Source organism: Paractinoplanes durhamensis (assembly GCF_016862175.1).
GTDB lineage: Bacteria > Actinomycetota > Actinomycetes > Mycobacteriales > Micromonosporaceae > Actinoplanes > Actinoplanes durhamensis.
In genome coordinates this window covers 32,953-57,271 of the sequence record NZ_BOML01000092.1, presented here as the reverse complement: position 1 = coordinate 57,271, position 24,319 = coordinate 32,953, and the positions used below count along the sequence as shown (strand labels likewise).

Sequence of the window (24,319 nt, the reverse complement as noted above, 5' to 3'; positions counted from 1 at the left end):
GGATCGTTGCGGCGTGGTGATGACGGGCCGGTGCGGTGGGCGACGAGTGTGGCGGAGGCATGGGCGCGGGGTGCGGTGGTTGATTGGCGGCTGCCCAAGCCGTCAGCGCCGGTGGATTTGCCGACGTACGCGTTTCAGCGGCAGCGGTACTGGCTGTCGGCCGCTTCCGCGGATGGGCGTGCCGGGGCGGGTGCCGGGCCGGGCGTGCCGGGGCCGGAGCGGCGGTTCTGGGAGGCCGTGGAGGGCCATGACCCGTCGGCGCTGGTGAAGCTGGTCGGTCCGGAACGGGTGAGCGTTGATGCGGTCGAGGCGGTGCTGCCGGGGCTGTCGAGCTGGCGGCTGGCCGCCCGGGAAGACTCCGTCGTCGACTCCTGGCGATACCGGATCGGATGGCGGTCGATCGAGTTGCCCGATGCCGGGCGGCTCGCCGGCAACTGGCTCGTCGTGTCCCGGCCGGATGTGCCCGCTGACGTCGTCCGGGCCTGCACCGAGGCTCTGGCCGGCGTCGGCCTGACCGTGCAGACACTCGAGGTCGGCGCTGCCGCCGGGCGCCCCGAACTCGCCGCCGGCCTGGGCACCTGGGCCGACGCCGAACTGACCGGCGTCCTGTCCCTGCTCGCGCTCGCCGAAGGCAGCACCGCGCCGGACGGCACCGGACCGAACCCGGACGCCGCCGGTCTGACCGGGCTGGCCGCAACCGTCGCCATGGTGCAGGCGCTCGGCGACGCGACACTGGGCGCCCCGCTGTGGTGCGCCACCCGCGGCGCGGTCACCATCGGCCCCTCCGACCCGCTGCGCAGCCCGGATCAGGCGGCGGTGTGGGGGTTCGGCCGGGTGGCAGCGCTGGAGTACCCGCGCCGCTGGGGTGGCCTGCTCGACCTGCCATCCACCATGGACAAGCGGGCCGGCCGCCGGCTCGCGGCCGTTATCTCGGGGGAGACCACCGAGGATCAGGTCGCCGTGCGCGCCGCGGGCGTCTTCGGCCGCCGCATGCAGCACGCCCCGATCGCCGGCCGGCCGCCCGTCCGGCGCTGGCAGCCGCGCGGCACGGCGCTGGTCACCGGCGGCACCGGCGGCGTCGGCGGCCAGATCGCCCGATGGCTGGCGGCCGGCGGCGCCGAGCACGTGATCCTCACCAGCCGGCGCGGCCCGGACGCGCCCGGCGCTGTCGAGCTGCGCGACGAACTGGCCGCGAACGGCGCCCGGGTCACCGTGGCCCGCTGCGACGCCGGCGACCGTGACGCCCTCGCCGGTCTGCTGGCCGGCATCCCGGCGGGGGAGCTGACCACCGTCGTGCACGCCGCCGGGGCCGGCCAGTCCAGCGGCATCGACGAGACCGGCACAGCGGAGGCGGCGGCCATCCTCGCCGCGAAGGTCAGCGGCGCCCGGCACCTCGACGAACTGCTCGCCGATCGGCAGCTCGACGCGTTCATCCTGGTCTCCTCCAACGCCGGTGTCTGGGGCAGCGGCGGTCAGGCCGTCTACGCCGCGGCCAACGCCTACCTGGACGGCCTCGCGCAGTGGCGCCGGGCGCAGGGCCGGGTCGCCACCTCGGTGGCGTGGGCGGCCTGGAGCGAGGTCGGCATGATGAACCTCGACGGCGTCACCGAGTCGATGCGCCGCCGCGGCGTCCTGCCGATGGAGCCCCGGCTGGCCCTGCAGGCCCAGGCCCAGGCCGTTGAGCACGACGAGGCCTTCGTCGCCGTCGCCAACATGAACTGGCCCGACTTCGCGCCGTCCTTCACGTCCACGCGACCCAGCACGCTCATCGCGGACCTGCCCGAGGTGCAGCGGATCCCGGCGGCCGAACCCGACGACGCCGGCACGGCCGCGGGGACCGAGCTGGCCCGCCGATTGGCCGCCGCGACCCCGGCCGAGCGGGACGGCTTCGTGCTCGACCTGGTCCGCCGCGAGGTTGCCGGCGTGCTGGGTCATGCCGGTCGCGACGCCATCGAACCCGGCCGGGCCTTCAAGGATCTCGGCTTCGACTCGCTCACCGCGGTGGACCTGCGCAACCGGCTGACCGCCGCCACCGGACTGAAGCTGCCGGCCACCCTGGTGTTCGACTACCCGTCCTCGGCCGTCCTCGCCCGCCATCTGCGGCAGGAACTGCTCGGTGACAAGCCTGCCGACGAGCCGGCCGCGGGCGATACCCGGGCCGCAGTGGTCGCCGACGACCCGATCGCCATCGTCAGTATGGCCGGGCGCTGGCCCGGTGGCGTCGCCTCGCCCGAGGAGCTGTGGGACCTGGTCACCGCCGGCCGCGACGCCGTCGGTGACTTCCCCACCGACCGCGGCTGGGACCTCGACGCCCTGTTCCACCCCGACCCCGACCACCCCGGCACGAGCTACGTCAAGGAGGGCGGGTTCGTCACCGGTGCCGGCGAGTTCGACCCGCAGTTCTTCGGCATCAGCCCGCGCGAGGCCCTGGCCATGGACCCCCAGCAGCGGATCCTGCTGGAGTTGTCCTGGGAGGCGTTCGAGCGGGCCACCATCGACCCCACGTCGTTGCGCGGCAGCTCGACCGGCGTGTTCGTCGGCGCCGCCCACTCCGGCTACGGCGAAGGCCTGACCCGGTTGCCCGACGGGGTCGAGGGTCACCTGCTGCTCGGTGGCTCCGCCGCGGCAATCTCCGGACGCGTCGCCTACAACTTCGGGCTGGAGGGCCCGACCGTCACGATCGACTCGATGTGCTCCTCCTCGCTGGTCGCGCTGCACCTCGCGGCCCAGGCACTGCGCAACGGTGAGTGTTCGATGGCCCTGGCCGGGGGCGTCATGATCATGTACGGCCCGGGCGGTTTCCTCGCCTTCTCCCGCCAGCGTGCCCTGTCCCTGGACGGGCGGTGCAAGTCGTTCGCCGCCGCGGCCGACGGCACCGGCTTCTCCGAGGGCGCCGGCGTGCTCCTGCTGGAGCGGCTCTCCGACGCGCGGCGCCTCGGGCACCCGGTGCTGGCGGTGGTCCGCGGGTCCGCGGTGAACCAGGACGGTGCCAGCAACGGCCTCACCGCACCGAACGGACCCTCTCAGCAGCGGGTGATCCGCCGGGCGCTCGCCGCCGCGGACCTGTCGCCGACGGATGTCGATGCGGTGGAGGCGCACGGTACCGGCACCCGGCTCGGTGACCCGATCGAGGCGCAGGCGCTGATCGCCACCTACGGCCAGGACCGGCCGGCCGACCGGCCGCTGTGGCTTGGATCGGTGAAGTCCAACGTCGGGCACACCCAGGCCGCGGCCGGGATGGCCGGTCTGATGAAGTCAGTGCTCGCACTGCGGCACGGTGTGCTGCCGCGCACGCTCCACGTAGACGCGCCGACCCCCGAGGTGGACTGGTCGGCCGGCTCGGTCGCGCTGCTCACCGAGTCGACGGCCTGGCCGGAGGTCGACCGGCCCCGGCGGATCGGGGTCTCGTCGTTCGGCGGCAGCGGCACCAACGCCCACGTGATCCTCGAACAGGCCCCGTCCGACGACGCCGCGTCGACGGACCAGCCGACGACGGACCAGCATCCGACGGACCAAGCGCCGACGGACGAGGCGCCGGTCGTGCCCTGGGTGGTGTCCGCCAAGGGCGCCGCGGAGCTCCGGCAACAGGCCGGGCGGCTGCTGGCGCACCTGTCCGGCACCGCGCCGCGCCCGGCCGACGTGGCCTGGTCGCTGGCCGCGAGCCGGGCCCGGTTCGACATCCGGGCGGTGGTCGTCGGCGCCGAGCCGCAGGAACTGCTCGACGGACTGGCGGCCGTGGCCCGCGACGAAACCGCGCCCGGGGTGGTGACCGGCCGCACCGGGGAGGGTGGGCTGGCGCTGCTCTTCTCCGGCCAGGGCAGTCAACGCGCCGGCATGGGCCGCGAGCTGTACGAGGCATACCCCCGGTTCGCGGACGCGTTCGACGAGGTCTGCGCTCACCTGGACACTCGACTGCCGCGGCCGGTGCGCGACGTCGTGTTCGGCACCGAGGCCGAGACCACCGACGACGACCTCCACCGGACCGTGTTCACCCAGGCGGGGCTGTTCGCCTTCGAGATCGCGTTGTTCCGGCTCATCGAGTCATGGGGGATCCGCCCGGACTTCCTGGTCGGGCACTCGGTCGGGGAGATCGCGGCGGCCCACGTGGCCGGAATCGTGTCGTTGCCGGACGCTGCCGCGCTCGTCGCCGCCCGCGGCAGCCTCATGCAGGCGCTGCCCGCCGGCGGTGCGATGGTCTCGGTCCAGGCCGCCGAGGAGGAGGTCACCCCGCTCCTGGCCGGCCACGAGGATCTGGTCTGCCTGGCGGCGGTGAACGGCCCGCGGTCGGTCGTCGTCTCCGGTGACCGGGACGCGGTCGCCGCGATCACCGGCGAGCTCGCCGCGGCCGGTCGCAAGACCCGCGCCCTGACCGTCAGCCACGCCTTCCACTCGCCGCTGATGGAACCGATGCTCGCCGAGTTCGCCGAGGTGGCCGCGGGTCTCACGTACCACGCGCCGGAGATTCCGGTGGTCAGCAACGTGACCGGGCAGCTCGACGGCGCGCTGCTGGCCACGCCCGACTACTGGGTGCGGCACGTGCGCCAACCGGTGCGCTTCCAGGCCGGCGTCGCCGCGCTGACTGCGGCCGGGGTGCGCCGGTTCGCCGAGGTCGGACCGGACGGGGTGCTGGCCGGCATGGTGCTGGACTGCCTCGACGACCCCGCCTCGACCGTGCCTCAAGCCGTGCCCCAGGCCGTGGTCCTGCCGCTGCTGCGGCGCGGCCGGCCCGAGCGGCGATCGCTGCTGGAGGGGCTCGCCGGTCTGCACGTCTCCGGCGTCGACGTGCGGTGGCCCGCGGTCGTGCGGGCGCAGCCGGCCACGTCGCCGCCGTGCACCGTCGACCTGCCCACGTACGCGTTCCAGCGCCTGCGGTACTGGCTGGAACCGGGCGCCCGGGCCGGTGACGCCACCGCGCTCGGGCTGGTCTCCGCCGAGCACCCGCTGCTCGCGGCCGCGACTGACGTGCCTGGCACCGGGGAGGTGCTGCTCACCGGGCGGCTGTCCGCGCACAGCCATCGCTGGCTCGGCGACCACGTCATCGGCGGCGCCGTGCTGGTGCCCGGCACGGCCATGCTGGAGATGGCGCTGCGCGCCGGCGACCAGGTCGGCTGCGACCTGGTCGAGGAGCTGACGCTCGCCGCGCCGATGGCCCTGCCCGAACGGGGCGGGCTGGCCGTACATCTCAGCGTGGACGTCCCCGACGAGACCGGGCGCCGCACGTTCACCCTCCACTCACGGTCCGATGACGGCGCCGACGAGGACTGGAGCCGGCACGCGACCGGTGTCCTGGCCGTCGGTCCCGCCGCAGGGGACGAGTCCGCGGACGACGGTGTGTGGCCGCCCGCCGGCGCCGAGCCGCTGCCGCTCGACGACTTCTACGACAACCTCGAGCAGATGGGCAACGCCTACGGCCCGGCCTTCCGAGGGCTGCGCGCGGCCTGGCGCCGCGGCGACGACGTGTTCGTCGAGGTCGCGCTCGCCGAGGAGCAGCGGGGTGAGGCCCGCCAGTTCGATCTGCACCCGGCCCTGCTGGACGCGGCGTTCCAGGCGCTCGCGTTGATGAGCGCCTCCGGCGAGGACGGGGCGAGCACGGCACCGCAGGTGCGGGTGCCGTTCTCGTGGTCCGGCGTGTCATTGCACGCGACCGGGGCCGCCGCGCTGCGGGCCCGGCTCACGCCGGCCGGCGACGGCGCGGTCAGCGCGAGCCTGACCGACCCCGCCGGTGCGCCGGTCGCGACGGTCCGGTCGCTGGTGTTGCTGCCCGTCTCGACCGGGCAGGCGCCACCGGCGCGCAATCCGCTCGCCGACGCCCTGATGCGCATCCAGTGGGCCCCGCTCGGCGCCGGGGAGCCGGCGCGCCGACCGGCCGGCGCGTGGGATCTCGTCGGCCCGGGCGCCAAGAGCGTCGCGGCGGCGCTCGCCGGCACCCGGCTGGAGCTGCGGGTCCATCCCGACCTGCCGGACCTGGACCCGGACGCCCCGCATGCGAACGGCTCGGATGCGAACGGCGCGAATGCCAAGGGCCCGGCGCCGGGCGTCGTGGTGGTCTGCCCGCCGTCGGCGGGCACCGACGGCGCGACCGCCCGCCGGCTGACCCGCGACCTGCTCGACCTGCTCCAGCGCTGGCTGGCCGGTGACGCGGCCGCGTCGCACCTGGTGGTGCTGACCCAGGGCGCCGTCGCCGTCCAGCCCGGCGAGGGGATCGGCGGGCTCGCCCACGCCGCGCTGTGGGGGCTGGTGCGCTCCGCGCAGGCGGAAAGCCCGGGACGGCTGCTCCTGGTCGACGTCGACGGGGGCGACGCCTCCTGGACGGCCCTGTCCGGAGCGGTGGCGGCCGCGATCGCCGCCGAGGAGACCCAGCTTGCGATGCGCGACGGTGCACCATGGGTGCCCAGGCTGGCCAAGCTGCAGACCGCTACGTCGCTGGTGCCGCCGCTGGACACCCCGGCCTGGCGGCTGAACACCACCGGGCCCGGCACGCTGGAGAACCTCGCCTTGGTGCCGTATCCGGAGGCGACCGGTCCGCTGCTGCCCGGCCAGGTCCGGCTCGCCGTGCACGCCGCCGGGCTGAACTTCCGGGACGTGCTCACCGCCCTGGGAATGCTGCCCGGCACACCCGTCCTGGGCAGCGAGGCGGCCGGCGTGGTGACCGAGGTGGGCGCGGACGTCACCGGCCTGGGCGTCGGCGACCGGGTGATGGGCATGGTTCCCTTCTCGCTCGGGCCGGTCGCCGTGTCCGACGCGGGCACGCTCGTGCGGTTACCGGCCGGCTGGTCGTTCGAGCAGGCCGCGGCCACGCCGGCGGCCTTCATCACCGCGTACCACGGCCTGGTCGGACTGGCCGGGGTGCGGTCCGGCGACGCCGTCCTGATCCACGCCGGCACCGGCGGCGTCGGCACGGCCGCGGTCCGGCTCGCCCGCCACCTCGGCGCCGAGGTGTTCGCCACCGCCAGCCCCGGCAAGTGGGACCGGCTGCGCGAGATGGGCCTGGACGACGCGCACATCGGCTCCTCGCGCGACCCGGAGTTCGCCGAGCGGTTCCTGGCCACCACCGGCGGCCGCGGAGTGGACGTGGTGCTCAACTCGCTGACCGGGGAGCTCGTCGACGCCTCGCTGCGCCTGCTGCCGCGCGGTGGGCGCTTCCTCGAGCTGGGCAAGAGCGACCTGCGCAGGCCCGACGTGGTTGCCGCCCGCTGGCCCGGCGTGACATACCAGCCCTACGACCTGATCGAGCTGAGCCCGGCCCGGCTCGGCGCGGTGCTGACCGCGCTGGTCGAGTTGATCGAGCGGGGCGACCTGCCGCCACTGCCGGTGACCACCTACGACGTGCGGCGGGCCGCCGACGCGATGCGGACGATGAGCCAGGCGCGGCACGTCGGCAAGCTGGTGCTCACCATGCCCCGCCGGCTGGACCCGGCCGGCACGGTGCTGGTCACCGGCGGCACCGGCGCGCTGGGCGGCCTCCTCGCCCGGCATCTGGTGAGTGCTCGCGGCGTCCGGCATCTGATCCTGGCCGGTCGTCAGGGGGAGCGGGCGCCCGGTGCCACGCAGTTGCGCGACGAGCTGGCCGCGCTCGGTGCCGAGGTGACCGTCGCCGCGTGCGACATCGCCGACGTCGAAGCGCTCGCCGGGCTGCTCGCCGCGGTGCCGGCCGCGCATCCGCTCACCGGCGTCGTGCACGCGGCGGGTGTGCTCGCCGACGGCGTGGTGGGGTCGCTGACCGCCGACCAGGTCGATCGGGTCATGCGCCCGAAGGTGGACGGCGCGGTCGCCCTGCACGAGGCGACCCGCGGCCTCGACCTCGCCGAGTTCGTCCTCTTCTCGTCGGCGTCCGGCGTGTTCGGCGCCGCGGGCCAGGCCAACTACGCGGCGGCCAACGCGTACCTGGATGCCCTCGCCCAGCATCGCCGCGCTGCCGGTTTGCCGGCGGTCTCCCTCGCCTGGGGGATGTGGGAGCAGTCCGGCGGCATGGCCGGCGGACTGGACAGCACCGACCGCACGCGGATCACCCGGTCCGGGGTCCGGGCCATGCCCCCGGAGCTGGGCCTCGCGCTGTTCGACGCGGCCGGCGCGGTCGACGAGGCGCTGCTCGTGCCGATGCAACTGGACCTGGCCACGTTGCGCACCGGGGTCGGCGCCGGCCCGGTGCCGCCGCTGTACCGCGGGTTGCTGCGCACCGGCAACCGCCGCACCGCGGCCGACTCCGGCGAGGCTCAGTCCGCCTCGCTGGTCGCCCGGCTGATCGAGCTGCCGGCCGGCGAACGGGAGCGGGCCCTGCTCGACGTGGTGCGCGAGAACGTGGCAGTGGTCCTCGGCTTCGGTTCGGCCACGGCGATCGAGCCCGATCGGGCGTTCTCCGACATCGGGTTCGACTCGCTGACCGCCGTCGAGCTGCGCAATCGGCTGAGCACGGCGTGCGGGTTGCGGCTGCCACCGACGGTCACTTTCGACCACCCGACCCCGCGGGAGCTGGTCGCGTACCTGCTCGACCAGATGGTCGTGCCCGACGCCCCCGACGAGGGTGGTGAGGCCGAGGTCCGGCGGGCGTTCGCGGCGATCCCGCTGCACCGGCTGCGCGAAGCGGGCGTGCTGGAGACCCTGGTCCAGCTCGCCGACCTGGGGGCGGACGTCGGCGCCGCGCTCCTGGCGGGCGGTGCGACGCAGCCACCCGACTCGATCGACTCGATGGATGCCGAGGACCTGGTACGGATGGCACTCGGCGCAGACGACCACGAAGACGGGGAAGCATGACCACGTCGAACGACCAGCTTGTCGCCGCGCTGCGGGCCTCGCTCAAGGAGACGGAACGGCTGCGCGGCCAGCATCAGGCGCTGCTCGCCGCCCAGCACGAGCCGATCGCGATCGTCGGCATGGCCTGCCGCTTCCCCGACGACGTGCGCACCCCGGCCGATCTGTGGCGATTGCTGGCGGACGGCCACGACGCCGCCGCCGGGCTACCCACCGACCGGGGCTGGGACCTCGCCGACCTGTACGACCCGGACCTGAACCGGCCCGGCACCTCGTACGTGCGGGAGGGCTCGTTCCTCTACGACGCCGGTGACTTCGACGCCGACTTCTTCGGCATCAACCGGCGCGAGGCGCTGGCCATGGACCCGCAGCAGCGCATGCTGCTGGAGACCTGCTGGGAGGCGGTCGAACGGGCGGGCATCGTGCCGGCGGCGCTGCGCGGCAGCCGCACGGGTGTCTACATCGGCCTGGCCGCGTCCGGTTACGCGGCCGGGCTCCGGGAGGTTCCGGACGGGCTGGAGGGATATCTCAGCACCGGCGTCTCGCCCAGCGTGGCCTCCGGCCGGGTGGCCTACACCATGGGCCTGCAGGCGGCCGCCACCACGGTGGACACCGCCTGCTCCTCGTCGCTGGTCGCCCTGCACCTGGCCGGCCAGGCGCTGCGGTCGGGGGAAAGCGATCTGGCTCTGGTCGGCGGAGCCTGCGTCATGGCGCTGCCGTCGGCGTTCACCGAGTTCAGCCGGCAGGGTGTGCTGGCGGCCGACGGCCGGTGCAAGTCCTTCGACGCGGCGGCCGACGGCACCGGCTGGGGCGAGGGCGTCGGCGTGCTGCTGCTGGAACGGCTGTCGGACGCTCGTCGCAACGGCCATCCGGTGCTGGCGCTGGTGCGCGGTTCGGCGGTCAACTCCGACGGGGCCAGCAACGGCCTGACCGCGCCCAACGGCCCGTCACAGCAACGGGTGATCCTCGACGCGCTGGCCAACGCGCGGCTGTCGGCGGATCAGGTGGATGCCGTCGAGGCACACGGCACCGGCACCCAGCTCGGCGACCCGATCGAAGCCCAGGCGCTGCTGGCCACCTACGGGGCCGACCGCCCGGCCGACCAGCCGTTGTGGCTGGGCTCGATCAAGTCGAACATCGGGCACACCGCCGCGGCCGCCGGGGTGGCCGGTGTGATGAAGATGGTGCTGGCGCTGCGCAACGGCGTCCTGCCACCCACCCTGCACGTGACCGAGCCGACGCCCGCCGTGGACTGGTCGTCCGGCGCGGTGCGGCTGCTCACCGAGGCGGTGCCGTGGCCGCGAACCGACCGCCCGCGCCGGGCCGCGGTGTCCTCTTTCGGCATCAGCGGCACCAACGCGCACGCCATCCTGGAGGAGGCCCCGCCGATGGGGGAGGCCCCGGCGGTGGCGGAAGCCCCGGAGCTCGGGGCCCGATCGGCCGTGACGGATGGCAGCACGGTGTCGTGGCTGCTGTCCGCCCGCAGCCCGAAGGCGCTGCGTGCGCAGGCGCAGCGGCTGCACGACCACATGCTCGCCGCGCCGGGGGCACGACCGGCCGACATCGGCTGGTCGCTGGCCCGGTCCCGGTCGGTCTTCGAGTACCGGGCGACCGTTGTCGCCGACGATGCCACCGGCTTCGCCGACCGCCTGTCCGCGCTGGCCGCCGGCACCACGGCGGGCCGTGCGGCCGACGCCGCGGCGGGCGCCGGTGTGGTGTTCGTCTTCCCGGGGCAGGGCTCGCAGTGGCAGGGGATGGGCGCTCAGTTGCTGGAGCACTCGCCGCTTTTCGCCGAGTGGATGGGACGCTGCGCAGGTGTGATCGACCCGCTCGTCGACTGGTCGCTGCTCGACGTGGTTCGCTCGGCGCCGGGCGCGCCCGGCCTGGACCGGATCGAGGTGCTGCAACCGGTGCTGTTCGCCACGGCGGTGTCCCTGGCCGAGCTGTGGCGGGCCGCGGGTGTGACGCCCGCGGCCGTGGTCGGGCACTCCCAGGGCGAGGTCGTCGCCGCGTACACGGCCGGGATGCTCTCGCTGGCGGACGCCGCCCGCGTCGTGGTGGTGCGCAGCCGGATCTTCGCGCAGCGCCTCGCCGGCAACGGTGCCATCGCCTCCGTCGCCCTCGCCGCGCCGGAGGTCGCGGAGCTGGCCGACGAGCTGGGCCGGCCCGTCGTCCTGGCCGGTCGCAACGGTCCGCGGTCCAGCACGATCGCCGGGGAGCCCGGCCCGCTGGCCGATTTCGTCGCCGACCTGGAGCAGCGCGGCGTACGGGCCCGGATGGTGCCGGCCACCGTCGCCTCGCACTGCGCCCAGGTGGACGCCGTCCGCGAGGAACTGCTTGCCGAGCTGGGCGAGGTGCCCGGCCGCGCCGGCTCGGTGCCGATGTACTCCACTGTCACCGGCGGGCTGCTCGACGGTGCACAGCTCGACGCCTCGTACTGGTTCGACAACGCCCGCTGGCCCGTCGACTTCGACGCCTCCGTGCGCGCCCTGCTGGCCGCCGGCCACCGTACGTTCGTCGAGCTGAGCGCCCATCCCGTGCTCACCGTGCCGATCGAGGAGATCGCCGAGAGCGCGGGCGTGCCGGGGGTCGTGGCGCTGGGCACGCTGCGGCGCGATGACGGCGGCCTGGACCGGCTGCTCGGCTCGCTCGGCGAGGCGTGGACGCGCGGGGTGCCGATGGACTGGGCCGCCGTGCTCGCCGACCCCGACGTCCGCGCCGAGGAGCTGCCCACCTACGCGTTCCAGCGGGAGCGGTTCTGGCTGGCGACCGACCAGGAGAAGGCCAACGCCGACGCCGTCGCCGGTACTGCCGTCACCGTCGCCGACCCGGCCGAGACCCGGTTCTGGCACGCCGTGGCCGACGCGGACACCGACGCGGTCGCCGAGCTGGTCGGCGGTGCGGACGAGCAGGCGCAGACGATCGCCCGCGCCGTGCCCGCCCTGTCCGCCTGGTGGCGTGAGCACCGGGAACGCACCGTGATCGACTCCTGGCAGTACCGCGTGCGGTGGATGCCGGCGCAGGCGCTGTCCGGCGGGACGCCCCGGCTCGCGGGTTCCTGGCTGCTGCTCGTGCCGGCGGGTCACGACGACGCGGCGCTCGCCCAGCAGTGTGCGGCCGCCCTGACGGCGCACGGCGCGACGACGCACGTTGTCGAGGTGCCGCGGTCGGCCGACCGGGCCGGTCTGGCCGGCGTGCTCGCCGAGGCGGCCGGTGACACGCCGGTCACCGGCGTGCTGTCCCTGCTCGGGGCGATCCCTCCGGTCGACGACGTGGGCGGTGCGGCGGCCCCGGCCGGCCTGGTGGCCACGCTGCTGACCGTCCAGGCCCTGAACGACCTCGGCCGGCCGGCCCGGCTGTGGTGCGCCACCAGCGGCGCGGTCGCGGTCGGCCCGGCGGACGCTCCGCCGGACCCGGCGCAGGCGGCGCTGTGGGGTCTGGGCCGGGTGGCCTCGGAGGAGTATCCCGACCGCTGGGGCGGCCTGATCGACCTACCGGCGACGATCGACGACCGCGCCGGCCGCCGGTTGTGCGCGCTGCTCAGCGGTGTCGGAGCCGAGCCCGAGGATGAGGTCGCGCTGCGCCCGTCCGGCGTCTTCGCCCGCCGGCTCGTCCGTGCGCCGCTCGACGCCCGGCCGGTGGTGCGCGAGTGGCGGCCCACCGGCGCGGTGCTGATCACCGGCGGCACCGGTGCGCTCGGCGGGCACGTCGCCCGCTGGCTCGCCGGCAACGGCGCCGAGCACCTGGTCCTCGCCAGCCGCCGCGGCCCGGCCGCGCCCGGCGCCGCGGAACTCTCCGCGGAGCTCACCGCCCTGGGGGCCCGGGTCAGCATCGTGGCCTGCGACGTCGCCGACCGCGAGGCGGTCGCCCGGTTGATCGCCAAGGTGTCGCCGCTGACCGCGGTGGTGCACACGGCGGCGGTGCTTGACGACGCGATTCTCGACCAGCTCGATGCGGCCCAGCTCGCGCACGCCCATCAGGTCAAGGCCATGGGTGCGCGGCACCTCGACGAGCTGACCCGGGACCTTAACCTGTCGGCGTTCGTCCTGTTCAGCTCGCTGGCGGGCACGATCGGTGTCCCCGGCCAGGGCAACTACGCGCCGTGGAACGCCTACTTGGACGCGCTCGCGCACCGTCGCCGCGCGGCCGGCCTGACCGCGACGTCGGTCGCCTGGGGGCACTGGTCCGGCGACGGGCTGGCCACCGGGGCGGCCGCCCGGACGCTGCTCCGCCGCGGTGGCACCGAGATGGCGCCGGAACTGGCGGTCCGCGTCCTCGGCCAGATCCTCGACCGGGACGAGACCAATGCCGTCGTGGCGGCCCTGGACTGGGACGGCACGACCGGCCCCGGATTCCTGGAGACCCGCGCCCACCCGCTGCTGCGGGAGCTCGACGAGTACCGGCGGATGCGGTCCGCGAACGCGCCGGCCCCTGGTGAACCCGTGCACGCCGACGGCTCGCTCGCGGCGAGGCTGGCCGCGCTGGCGCCGGCCGAACGCGAGCGCGCCATGCTCGACGAGGTCCGTACGCAGGTCGACGGCGTCCTCGGCGGCAACGATCCAGCGGCGGTGCACCCGCGCCGGTCGTTCCGGGAGCTCGGCTTCGACTCGCTCACGGCGGTCGAGCTGCGTAACCGGCTGGCCGCCCTGACCGGCCTGACGCTCCCGGCCAGCCTGGTGTTCGACCACCCCACCCCCGACACGCTGGCCGGACACCTGCTGAGCAGCCTGGGCGGCTCAGCGGACCCGGCGCGGAGCGAGGCCGCCGCCGTGGCTCCGGTCACCGGTGCCACCGCGATCGACGAGGACCCCATCGTCGTCGTCGGCATGGCGTGCCGGTTGCCCGGCGGCATCTCGTCGCCGGACGACCTCTGGCGGGTGGTCCTCGACGGCACCGACGTGGTCGGGGACCTGCCGACCGACCGGGGCTGGGTGCGCACCAACGTCCTGCGGGAGGAGCACCAGAAGCTGGGTCTCACGTACCGCACGACGGGCGGCTTCCTCCAGAACGCGACCGGGTTCGACAACGAGTTCTTCGGCATCTCGGCAGACGAGGCCCTGGCCATGGACGCGCAGCAGCGGCTGTTGCTGGAGATGTCCTGGGAGGCCGTCGAGCGGGCCGGTGTCGACCCCGCGGGCCTGCGCGGGCAACCGGTGGGGGTGTACGTCGGCGCGTTCGGCACCAACTACTGGAGCGGCGTGCAGGACGTCCCGGAGGGCAGCGAGCAGTACCTCGGCATCGGCAGCTCGCCGGCGATCGCCTCGGGCCGCATCGCGTTCGCCCTCGGCCTGGAGGGGCCGACCTTCACCGTCGACACCGGGTGTTCCTCGTCGTCGGTGGCGATCCACCTGGCCCGGCAGGCGTTGCGCGAGGGGGAGTGCTCGCTGGCGCTGGCCGGCGGCGCAACCGTCCTCACGTACCCCGTGGTGAAGCCCGAGATCGGGGTCGGCGCCTCCGCCGATGGACGTTGTCGCTCGTTCGGGGCCGGGGCCGACGGCACGGGCTGGGGCGAGGGCGGCGGCATGGTCGTGCTGGAGCGGCTGTCCGACGCCCGCCGGCTGGGCCACCGAGTGCTGGCCGAGCTGTCCGGCTCAGGGATGAACCACAACGGCGAGACCAACGGCCTCGGCGCGCCGAGCGGCCCATCCCAGGTGCGGGTGATCCAGCAGGCGTTGGCGAGCGCCGGGCTGTCGCCCCACGAGGTCGACGTGGTGGAGGGCCACGGCACCGGCACGCCGCTCGGCGACCCGATCGAGGCGCAGGCGCTGCTGACCGCGTACGGGCAGGATCGACCGGCCGACCGTCCACTGCGGCTCGGCACGGTGAAGTCCAACATCGGCCACCCGCAGGCCGCGTCCGGCGTGGTCGGCCTGATCAAGATGGTGCTCGCCCTCCGGCACGGCGTGCTGCCGCGCAGCCTGTACGCCGACGAGCCGTCACCACAGGTGGACTGGTCGACCGGTGCGGTGTCCCTGCTCGCCGAGCAGGCGCCGTGGCCGCGAACCGGGCGCCCGCGCCGGGCGGGAGTGTCGAGTTTCGGCGCCAGTGGCACCAAGGTGCACCTCATCGTGGGTGAGGCGCCCGACGCCGACGCCGAGGTCGCACCGGTGCTGCCCGGCGCCGGTGCGGTGACCGCGGGCCGACTCGTGCCGTGCGTGCTCTCCGCCCGCTCGCCCGAGGCCCTGCGCGCACAGGCCGCCCGCCTCGCCAGGACGCTGGCCGAACAACCGGAATACGAGCCCGTCGACGTCGGGTGGGCGCTGGTCGCCACCCGTACGCCGTTCGAGCACCGTGCGACCGTGCTGGCCGCGCGGCGAGAGGACCTGCTTGCCGGGCTGGCCGCGCTGGCCCGCGGCGAGACGGCACCGGACGTGCTCACCGGTTCCGCCACCGAGCGCCGGGTGGTCGTCTCCTTCGCCGACGACGTGGTGGACAAGGCGATCGCCGCGGTGCCGGCGTTGTACGCCGCCCACCCGGCGTTCGCCGACGCCTTCGACGCGGTCAGCGCTCATCTCGAGGCCCAGGTGAACAGGTCCCCGCGCGACGTGCTGCTGCCGCCCGCGGGCGAGGTGGTGCGGCCGAGCGACCCGGTGCTGCTCGACACCTGCCGGCTCGCGCTGCAGGTTGCCCTGTTCCGGCTCGTGACCGGCTGGGGCTTGACGGTCGATGCGGTGACCGGGGACGGTGTCGGCGCCCTGGCGGCCGCGCACGTGGCCGGCGCGCTGGACCTGGCCGACATGGCCCGGCTGGTCGGCCGGCCGGCACCGGACCGGGCGACGGAGATCGCCCCGCGGCGGGCCGCGCTCACCATTCTGCCGGCGGACGACCCGGCGATGGCCGGCGACCAGTTCGTGGTGATCGTCGCCGGACCCGAGCTGGCCGGCGCCGAGGTTGTGGTGCGCATGCTGGCGCGGGCCTTCGCGGCCGGCGCCAGGGTGGACTGGCGGGCGGCGTTCGCCGGCGTCCAGGTCCGCCCGGCGGACCTGCCGACGTACGCGTTCCAGCGCAAGCGGTACTGGCTGCGGTCCGGCACCGGGCCCAACGAGGAAAGGTTGCGAGAGCTCATGGCCGAGGAGAAATCCCGTAAGGATGTCGTGTCGACCTACTTCGACCGGATCAACGCCGGGGACGTGGAGGGGGTGCTCGAGCTGTTCACCGAGGAGGCCACCGTCGAGGACCCGGTCGGGCAGGCGGTCCGGCGCGGGCCGCGGGAGCTCCGCGAGTACTACACCTTGACCATCAAGGAGGCGCAGGTCCACGACGAGGTCGGCACGGTGGTCGCCGCCCAGGACGGCCGGCATGTCGTGGCGACCATCGTGGCCTCGCTGATCGACCTGAACCTGCCGAGCCGCGAGCGGATGACAGTCAACGTGGTGGTCACCTTCCGGGTGACCTCGCAGGGGCTCATTGACGAACTCCGGGCGTTCTGGGGACTTTCCGACATCGTCAACCTCGCCTTGGGTGCCGATGCCCAGGGGCTTAAGGTCGATTGATGACCGTTGAGGGAACCTGGACTTTGTCGATCGACACGCCGATCGGCAAGCAGGCGGCCGAGCTCGTCCTGAGCCGGGACGGCAACCGGTTGACCGGGACCTTGGCCGACCGAACGGCCACGTTGGAGATCATCGATGGGGTGGTCTCCGGCGATGTCGCCGTCTGGAAGGTCGTGAAGACCACAAAAGTGCTCGTCAAGAAGATCAAGGTGCCGGTGACGTTCACCGTCACCGTTGAGGGTGACCGCATGCGCGGCAGGGTGTCGACCGGAAGGTTCGGCGCCTTCGCCGTGAACGGTCTGCGCGTCCGGTAACCCGGCGGTCAGGCCTGCGTACGGTCGTCTCCGTACTGATAGAAGCCGCGCCCGGACTTCTTCCCGAGCCATCCGGCCTCGACCATTCGCAGCAACATCGCCGGCGGGGCCACCTTCGGGTTCCGTGACTCCTCGTAGAGGGAGGTGGCGATCGACACGACGGTGTCCAGCCCGATCATGTCGGCCAGCCGAAGCGGCCCGATCGGGTGAGCGCAGCCCAGCGTCATCGCGGTGTCGATGTCGTCGGCGGTCACCAGGCCGTTGTCGGCCATCCGGATCGCCGAGACGACGTACGGGATCAGCAGCGCGTTGACCACGAAGCCGGCCCGGTCGGGTGCGGAGACGACCTGCTTGCCCAGCACGGTGGTCACGAACTCCTCGGCCCGGTCCCGGGTCTGCGGCGCGGTGCGGTGCGAGCAGACCAGCTCGACCAGCGGCAGCGTGGTGACGGGGTTGAAGAAGTGCACCCCGAGCACCCGTTCGGTCCGCTCGACGGCTCGGGCCAGCCGCATGATCGGGATCGCCGAGGTGTTCGACGCGAGGATCGCCGTGGGATCGCTGACCACCTTGTCGAGGATGGTGAAGATCTCGATCTTGGTCGGCTCGTGTTCGCTGACCGCCTCGATGACGAACTGCCGGTCGGCGAGGTCCCCGAGGTCGGCGGTGAACCGGATGCGGGCCAGCGCCGCGTCCCGCTCCTGTTCGGTCAGCGCACCTTTACGTACGCTGCGGTCGAGCGAGGCGGCAACCCGCCGCCGGCCCGGCTCGACCGACGCGAGGCTCGCCACGGCCACCAGCACGTCGAGATCGCGCCGGGCGCACACGTCGGCGATGCCGGAGCCCATGATGCCGCAGCCGACCACACCGACCCGCTGAACGTCGTTCATCGCGTCCTCTCCCCTTTGGAGTTTCCCCACCAGCGAAGCAGGCAGGCCCCGACGGCCATGCCCCCGCCGAACCCGGCGAGCAGGACGAGTTCGCCGTCGGCGAGCGCGCCGGCCCGGTTGACCTCGTCCAGCGTCACCGGCACGGACGCGCTTCCGACGTTGCCGTACCGCTCCAGCGTGTGCAGGGTGCGCGCGCCGCCGAGCCCGGACTGCTCGACGATCTCGTCGAGCAGGACCCCGTTGGCCTGGTGCGCCACGAAGTGGTCGACGTCGTCGAGGTTGTAGCCGGTCCGCTTGACCAGCGCCGTCAGGGCCGGCGGCACGTGCTCCATGACGAAGCCACGCACCCCGCGGCCGTCCATGCGGAAATAGTGCTCGCCGGCGTCGACCGTCTCGCGCGTCGGCGGGCGCCGGCTGCCACCCGCCTCGATCCGGATCAGGTGGTCGGTGTCGCGGTGGTTGAGCAGATCGAGGTCGATGATGCCGTACCCCTCGGGCACCGGGCCGAGCACCGCCGCGCCGGCGCCGTCGCCGAACAGCACCGCCGTGCGGCGATCGCCGAAATCCAGGATGCGCGAGTAGATGTCGGCCCCGATGACCAGCGCGTGCGCACCCGGCGCGAGCGACAGCAGGCCCCGAGCCAGCGCGACGGCGTACACGAAGCCGCTGCACACCGCGTTGACGTCGAAGCAGGCGGCCCGCATCCCGGGCAGCGCGCTCTGCACCAGGCTCGAGGTCGGTGGCATGGGATGGTCGCCGGTCGACGTGCTCACCACGAGATAGTTGATCTGTTCAGGCGCGATACCGGCGTGCGCCAGCGCGTCCGCGGCGGCGCGGGCCGCCAGGTCGGACGTCGCCTCCTCGGGCGCCGCCCAGCGGCGGGCCCGGATCCGGGTCTTGTGCTCGATCCAGCCCGGCTCCACCCCGACCAGGTGGGCCACCTCGGCGCTCGGCACCTCATGTGCGGGCAGGTACGACCCGGTGGCGAGAATGCCGACCGGTGGGAAAGCGCTCACGCCCTAGACCGTCGTCTGCTCGCCGGACGGCGCGTTGCCGACCCGGAAGCGGTTGATGCTGTCGAGGTGGCGCGCGCGCAGGGCCTCGTCCCGCACGCCCAGGCCGTCCTCCGGCGCCAGGCAGAGCACGCCGATCTTGCCCTGGTGGCGGTTCTGGTGCATGTCGTGCGCGGCCTGGCCGGCTTCGGTGAGCGGGTAGGTGCGGGAGAGTGTGGGGTGGATGGCGCCGCGGGTGATGAGCCGGTTGGCGGCGGCGGCCTCGGCGTAGTTCGCGAAGTGCGAGCCGATGATCTTTTTGACGTGCATCCACAGGTACCGGTTGTCGAAGTGGTGCTGGTAACCGGTGGTCGACGCGCAGGTGACGACGGTGCCGCCGCGGCGGGCGACGTAGACGCTGGCGCCGAAGGTGTCGTGGCCCGGGTGCTCGAACACGATGTCGGGGTCGGCGCCGCCGGTGAGTTCCCGGATGGCCTGCCCGAATCGGCGCCAGTCGGCCGGGTTCGGCGCATCGTCGCGCCAGAACTGGAAGTCAGCGGCGGCGCGGTCGATGACGAGCTCGGCACCCATGCGGCGGCACAGTTCGGCCTTGGCGGGGGAGGAGACCACGCAGATCGGGATGGCGCCGCCGTTGAGGGCGAGCTGGGTGGCGTACGAGCCGAGACCACCGCTCGCGCCCCAGATCAGGACGTGATCGCCCTGCTTCATCCGGGCACCGTTCCGCGAGACCAGCTGCCGATACGCGGTGGAGTTCACCAGACCGGGGGAGGCAGCTTCCTCCCAGGACAGGTGCGCGGGTTTGGGCATCAACTGGTTGGTCTTGACCAGGGCGATCTCGGCCAGGCCGCCGAAGTTGGTCTCGTACCCCCAGATGCGCTGTGCCGGGTCGAGCAGGGTGTCGTCGTGCCCGGCCGGGTCTTCCAGCTCGACCGAGAGGCAGTGCGCAACGACCTCCTGTCCGGGCTTCCACAGCCGCACCCCCGGGCCGGTACGCAGGATCACGCCGGCCAGGTCGGAGCCGACGACGTGGTACGGGAGGTCGTGCCGGGCGGCCAGCGGCGAGGATTTGCCGTACCGCTTCAGCAGCGGAAAGGTGGAGAGGGGTTCGAAGATGGACGTCCATACGGTGTTGTAGTTGATGGCCGAGGCCATGACGGCGACCAGCGCCTCGCCCGGCCCGACCTCGGGGGTGCGGGCTTCGACCATCCGCAGGGACTTGCGAGGGTCGCGGTCGCGGGTGGCCATGCCCACGAACATGTCCTGCTCGGCCGCGTGTACCGCCATACCTCGGTACGTCTCGGGCACCGGCATGTGCGCCAGGTCCGCGCTGCGGTCGGCGAGGATCGCTGCGAGCACCTCTTGCATGTCGTCATCCTCTCTGCGCTGCGGTCCGCCCTGCTCGGCGCCGGTACGGCTCATTCCGCAACGCGGGTGCGGCCGGTCCAACGGAAGACGACGGGTGTGCCTCCCGTGTCGGTCACCGATGCGCATTCGAAATGCTCGTAGCCGTCGAGGTAGGGCACCTTGATCTTTTCGTCGGTGTGCAGGACATGGTGGGTGCGCAGTTCGTTCGGCAGATTCGCCGGCCCGCCCTCAAGAACCGCCTCGACGAGTCGCACCGCGCTCGTGTCCGGATCGGACTCGAAATCCATCGAATGACCTCCCTTTTCGAGGCCCGGCCAAGGCTCGAGATCGCCTGTGTCGCGGACCGATGGATCGCTCCGGGCGCGGACCGATCGGGTCAGTCGTGAGCGCCCTTAGCAGCAGTCGTGACGTTATGCACAGCCCGGTTGGGGGCCAACCCTTAGCGGCCCCCTAACGCCATCGATAGGGGCGTCAGGGGTGGATCTTCGCCAACTACGCGGGCAATGATGTTCTCCATCCCGCCGACGGTTCGGCGAGCCCACCAGATCCAGCCCCGCCGTACCCGCCCCCGGTACGGCGGGGCTCCTCCTCGGGGGCGAATCCTGATCGAGGACACTCAGCCGCCGTCCTGAAGCGGCTGCCGCCGTACCGGATCGGCCTTCTGGGGTTGACTTGTTTTGTCCGGCCTTGCCGCCGACGTCTGGGGTTGTTCATCTTTGGTGGTGATGAATACCGTGATCCGGACATGCGGAGCTGGCTCCCAGGATCGGGTGCCCCGGTTCCAGTCGATGCCAATCGCGGGGGCGTCTATGCGTTATGAACTACTCGGTCCGATCCGGATGGTGGACGACGGCACGGTTTACACGGTGAGCGCACGCAAGGTCGAGGTCTTGCTGGCAGTTCTGCTGGTGCGTGCCGGTCAGGTGGTCGGGCTCGAGCAGTTGATGGCGGAGATATGGGGTGAGGACCTGCCTCGCCGTGCCACCGCCGGATTGCACGTCTACGTCTCGCAACTGCGCAAATTTCTGGCGAGGCCGGAGCAGGCGGACAGCCCTATCGTGACCACCCATGCCGGATACATGTTCCAGCTCGGCTCGGACGTGCTGGATGTGCACGAGTTCCAGAGAATTGTTGCCGATGGCCGGCGGAGCCGGCGCGAAGGCTTGCTGGAGCAGGCGTTCATGCAGTTCGAGAAGGCGATCGGAATGTGGCGCGGTCCAGCCCTCGGCGACCAGCGCAACGGCCCCGCACTGACCGCGTTCGCCGGCTGGGCGGAACTGGCCAAGATGGAATGCGCCGAGCAGCTGGTGGACTGTGCCCTCGAGCTCGGAAGGCACCGCGAATACGTCGGCTATCTCTACACCATGACCAGCGAGCACCCCTTCCGCGAGGTCTTTTATCAGCAGCTCATGCTCGCGCTCTATCGGTCCGGCTGCCGGGCCGAGGCGCTGCAGGTCTACCAGTCAGCCCGCACCGTGCTCGATAGCGAGTTCGGCCTGGAGCCGTGCCGCAACCTCCGCGATCTGCAGCGTGCCATCCTGCTGGGCGACCCGCAGTTGGAGGCCGCGGTCGCTTGAGTGCAGAGCCCGACCGAGCCCGCCCGACCGGGCGGGCCTCATGCTGTTTGCCGTGCGGTGAGCAGGCCGGTGCCGATCTGCCGGATCAAGTGACCGCCGGGTAGGAGCGCGGGATGGAAGCGCCGCATCCACCGCGTGAAATCTACTGTCACATCAACCTCGATCGGGATTCGAGCAGCGGTTGGTCACGTCACGGCCGAGCGTGCCAGGGCGCGCTAACGTCATTCCTGCCGTGCGCTAAAGCGCCTGGCCCGGCTGCGAAACCGTAGGTATCGCGATGGGTCGAGGCGAGCTAGGCCGCGGGCCGACGGAGCGGGTCGAGGCGAGGCTGCCGGTGCCGCGCGGGCGGGCTGACCTCGTACGCCTCGGCGGAAAGGTAGACCGTGACGCCCGGCCGGGGCGGGCCGAGCCGCAGCGACGCGTGCGCGATCAGGCCGACGCCATCGGCGAGCGGGCGCGTCGCGACGGCGGCGATGGCGCGGTCGAGCAGCGCTGGGTCGAAGCCGTGCCGGCTCAGCGCGGCCGCCACCAGGTCCCGGGCCTCCTGGTCGTTCGCGACGTAACTGCGGATGGGAACGTACACGCTGTAGCCGACCGGCCGGTCCGCGTTCTCGGTGAGCGTGTAGCTGCCGACCAGCGGCCGGGCGTCGAACGGCCCCGGCCCGCCGGTCGAGGTGCAGAACTGGACGATCTCCGCCGGGTCGATCCCGGCCACGACGCCGGCAGCGCGGGCGACGTCGGCCGCCTCGGCGTCGTAGTGGCTGAGGTAGAGCTTCACCCGGGCCTTGGGCCCGTCGTGCAGGTCGAGGGCGAAGAAGGCCAACCGGTCGGCCCGGCCGAACTCCCCGGGGCGTACGGCGTGGGCGAGCATAGCCCGGTACGAGGCGCCCAGGCCGAGCCGATGCAGGGCCTCGCCGACCAGATCGGGGGCGCGGTCGGGGCCGGCGATCTGTGGGTTCAGGTACACCTTGAACTCGGGCGCGTGGCCGGCGCGGAACACCAGCGAGCACCACAGTCCGAAGTCGCCATGCGGGCGTTCGACGGCGAACAGGTCGCGGACCGCGTCGAGGCGCCGGGTGGACAGCCCGAACCGGGCGCTCCGGTCGGCCAGGAACGCGTACGCGGCGGACATGTTCTCGATGACGCCCGGCTGAGTGCCGGACACCTCCGCGAGAATGCGCAGGGACGGCCGCTCGGTGTCGTTGTAGGCCACCGAGAACTCGACGGGGGAGTGGTCGTCGGCGATATCGGAAGGCCAGACGGGCGGCTCGGACAGCGGGCGGTCGCGGTACCGGCCAAGAATGCCGGCGAGAAGTTCCGCGGGCGTTTCCGGATCGATGCCGAGGACCTGGCACAGACGGCCTAGCTGTCCGCCCAGATGATCGAAGATCGAGACGTGTTGCATGGGTTTCCTGTTCTTCCGTGGCCGTCGCCGGTTGCGGCCGTTGTGCCGCCGCGCGACGACCGGTTGTTGTCCTGACCGGACTCGAAAACCAGCGGATGACCTCGTTTTCGGGTCAGGCCGGTGGATCGGGATCGCCGGTGGCGCGGACCGATCCGTCAATCGCGAGCGCCCTTGGCGGCAGTCGTGAGGTTATGGACGGCCCGGTTGGGGGCCAACCCTTAGCGGCCCCCTAATGCCATCGATAGGAGCCGTCCGGAGTGGGTCCACGGTGTACTAATGGTTCAGACTGTGGCGCGCTGATGGCAGGTGATCTGCGGCGACCCCACCGTTGTCCGCATTGATAGGGCATGAGTAGGGGTTGAACCCGACATCGGCCCTCTCTACCGTCCGATGGGAACCGGAAACTCACCTTCGCGGCGGCTCGGCCGTCGATCCGTCTCCACCCTCGAATGGTGGCGCGTCCGCGCGGTGCGGAATGCCGGCGGCGAATTGCGAAATCCTGCAATGCCTATTAAGGAGCAGAAGTGACGAATCCATTCGAGGATCCGGAAGGCACCTATCTCGTCCTCATCAACGACGAGGAGCAGTACTCGTTGTGGCCGGCCTTCATCGACGTGCCGGATGGCTGGCGGGTCGTGCGGGAGCAGAGCTCCCGGCAGGACTGCCTGGACCACATCGAGCAGCACTGGACCGACATGCGCCCGAAGAGCCTGCGGATCGCCATGGAAGAGAAGGTGTGATCCGGTGCTGCCCGTCGAGACCCCGCTGATCCGGCGCGCCCATCGCCGCTCCTCCCGGGTCCGTCTGTTCTGCCTGCCGTACGCCGGTGCGGGAAGTTCCATCTTCGGAAGCTGGCCGGACCGTTTCCCGCCGTCGGTGGAGATCGCCACCGTCCAGCTGCCCGGCCGTGAGGACCGTCAGTCCGAGGCGCCGTTCACCGAACTCGGGCCGATGGTGCGGACGATCACCGCGGCGTTGCGTCCTTACCTGATCACCCCGATGGCGCTTTTCGGTCACTGCGCGGGGGCCCTGCTCGCCTACGAGGTTGCGGCGGAATGCCGGCGCCGGTTCGGGGTACAGCCGCGGCACCTGTTCCTGGCCGCGCAGGGCGCTCCGGATCTGCCGCCGCGGAACCCGCCGGTGCGCCATCTGCCCGACGACGCGTTCAAGGAGCAGCTGCGTGACTTCGACGGCTTCGCGCCCGAGGCGCTCGCCGACGACGACCTGATGTCGATGCTGTTGCCCTGCATCCGCGCCGACTTCACGCTGTGGGAGCAGTACGAGTACCGGGAGCGGACCCCCATGTCCTGCCCGATCACGACGTTCACCGGCAGCCGCGATCCGCGTACCGACCCGGCCGATGTCGCCGCCTGGGAGAAGCACACCACCGGCCCGTTCACCATGCGCGTGGTCGAAGGCGGGCACTTCTTCGTCAATGACAACCCGGACGAGATCATCGAGGCGATGGCCGAAGCGCTGTCCTGACCATCGATGGTGCACACCCCGCGGACAGGAGG

The 24,319-nt window shown here is 72.8% G+C and carries 10 protein-coding genes and 1 pseudogene; 6 read left to right on the top strand and 5 right to left on the bottom strand.

Features of this window, described 5'->3' with window-relative positions; all coding sequences use genetic code 11:
- The first annotated feature begins 111 nt into the window (after nt 1–111).
- The 3 genes and pseudogenes from Adu01nite_RS45905 to Adu01nite_RS45895 all read left to right on the top strand — a co-directional run bounded on the left by Adu01nite_RS45905 (nt 112) and on the right by Adu01nite_RS45895 (nt 16,555).
- Nucleotides 112–8,751, top strand: a complete 8,640-nt coding sequence (locus tag Adu01nite_RS45905) for a type I polyketide synthase (RefSeq protein ID WP_203735720.1) — start codon at nt 112–114, stop codon at nt 8,749–8,751.
- A 26-nt stretch (nt 8,752–8,777) separates the two neighbouring features.
- Nucleotides 8,778–16,241, top strand: a pseudogene (locus tag Adu01nite_RS45900) (type I polyketide synthase); the annotation flags it as partial.
- On the top strand, nt 16,241–16,555 hold the full coding sequence (locus tag Adu01nite_RS45895; protein ID WP_203735718.1) for a hypothetical protein: 315 nt from the start codon (nt 16,241–16,243) through the stop codon (nt 16,553–16,555). The pseudogene Adu01nite_RS45900 and the gene Adu01nite_RS45895, both read left to right, overlap by 1 nt.
- An 8-nt stretch (nt 16,556–16,563) precedes the next feature.
- On the opposite strand, the gene Adu01nite_RS45890 is transcribed toward Adu01nite_RS45895, so the two are convergent.
- Genes Adu01nite_RS45890 through Adu01nite_RS45875 form a run of 4 tightly spaced genes read right to left on the bottom strand, consistent with a single transcriptional unit; the run spans nt 16,564 to nt 20,107 of the window.
- Nucleotides 16,564–17,442 (bottom strand): 3-hydroxybutyryl-CoA dehydrogenase, encoded by an 879-nt coding sequence (locus tag Adu01nite_RS45890; RefSeq protein WP_203735717.1) that lies wholly within the window; start codon nt 17,440–17,442, stop codon nt 16,564–16,566.
- Nucleotides 17,439–18,458: a 3-oxoacyl-ACP synthase III family protein gene (locus tag Adu01nite_RS45885; RefSeq protein WP_203735716.1), complete on the bottom strand. Its 1,020-nt coding sequence runs from the start codon at nt 18,456–18,458 to the stop codon at nt 17,439–17,441. The genes Adu01nite_RS45890 and Adu01nite_RS45885 overlap by 4 nt, the downstream gene beginning before the upstream one ends.
- A 3-nt stretch (nt 18,459–18,461) precedes the next feature.
- Nucleotides 18,462–19,820 carry a crotonyl-CoA carboxylase/reductase gene (gene ccrA / locus Adu01nite_RS45880; protein ID WP_203735715.1) on the bottom strand — a complete coding sequence of 453 codons (1,359 nt, stop codon included), beginning with the start codon at nt 19,818–19,820 and terminating at the stop codon, nt 18,462–18,464.
- Between the two features lie 50 nt (nt 19,821–19,870).
- On the bottom strand, nt 19,871–20,107 hold the full coding sequence (locus tag Adu01nite_RS45875) for a DUF5988 family protein (protein ID WP_203735714.1): 237 nt from the start codon (nt 20,105–20,107) through the stop codon (nt 19,871–19,873).
- A 522-nt stretch (nt 20,108–20,629) separates the two neighbouring features.
- On the opposite strand from Adu01nite_RS45875, the gene Adu01nite_RS45870 reads away from it, so the two are divergent.
- On the top strand, nt 20,630–21,397 hold the full coding sequence (locus Adu01nite_RS45870; RefSeq protein ID WP_203735713.1) for an AfsR/SARP family transcriptional regulator: 768 nt from the start codon (nt 20,630–20,632) through the stop codon (nt 21,395–21,397).
- 292 nt (nt 21,398–21,689) lie between these two features.
- Here Adu01nite_RS45870 and Adu01nite_RS45865 read toward each other — a convergent pair whose 3' ends face one another.
- Nucleotides 21,690–22,802, bottom strand: a complete 1,113-nt coding sequence (locus Adu01nite_RS45865; RefSeq protein ID WP_203735712.1) for a tryptophan dimethylallyltransferase family protein — start codon at nt 22,800–22,802, stop codon at nt 21,690–21,692.
- 524 nt (nt 22,803–23,326) lie between these two features.
- Between Adu01nite_RS45865 and Adu01nite_RS45860 the strand changes: the two genes are divergently transcribed.
- Both Adu01nite_RS45860 and Adu01nite_RS45855 read left to right on the top strand, forming a co-directional pair.
- On the top strand, nt 23,327–23,542 hold the full coding sequence (locus Adu01nite_RS45860) for an MbtH family protein (RefSeq protein WP_203735711.1): 216 nt from the start codon (nt 23,327–23,329) through the stop codon (nt 23,540–23,542).
- A 4-nt stretch (nt 23,543–23,546) separates the two neighbouring features.
- Nucleotides 23,547–24,287 carry a thioesterase II family protein gene (locus Adu01nite_RS45855; RefSeq protein WP_203735710.1) on the top strand — a complete coding sequence of 247 codons (741 nt, stop codon included), beginning with the start codon at nt 23,547–23,549 and terminating at the stop codon, nt 24,285–24,287.
- Nucleotides 24,288–24,319: the final 32 nt, after the last annotated feature.

Coding starts and splice junctions, on each gene's coding strand:
- Adu01nite_RS45865 (WP_203735712.1), bottom strand. CDS start 22,802: ATGCAACACGTCTCGATCTTCGATCATCTGGGCGGACAGCTAGGCCGT.
- Adu01nite_RS45895 (WP_203735718.1), top strand. CDS start 16,241: ATGACCGTTGAGGGAACCTGGACTTTGTCGATCGACACGCCGATCGGC.
- Adu01nite_RS45875 (WP_203735714.1), bottom strand. CDS start 20,107: ATGGATTTCGAGTCCGATCCGGACACGAGCGCGGTGCGACTCGTCGAG.
- Adu01nite_RS45870 (WP_203735713.1), top strand. CDS start 20,630: ATGCGTTATGAACTACTCGGTCCGATCCGGATGGTGGACGACGGCACG.
- Adu01nite_RS45890 (WP_203735717.1), bottom strand. CDS start 17,442: ATGAACGACGTTCAGCGGGTCGGTGTGGTCGGCTGCGGCATCATGGGC.
- ccrA (WP_203735715.1), bottom strand. CDS start 19,820: ATGCAAGAGGTGCTCGCAGCGATCCTCGCCGACCGCAGCGCGGACCTG.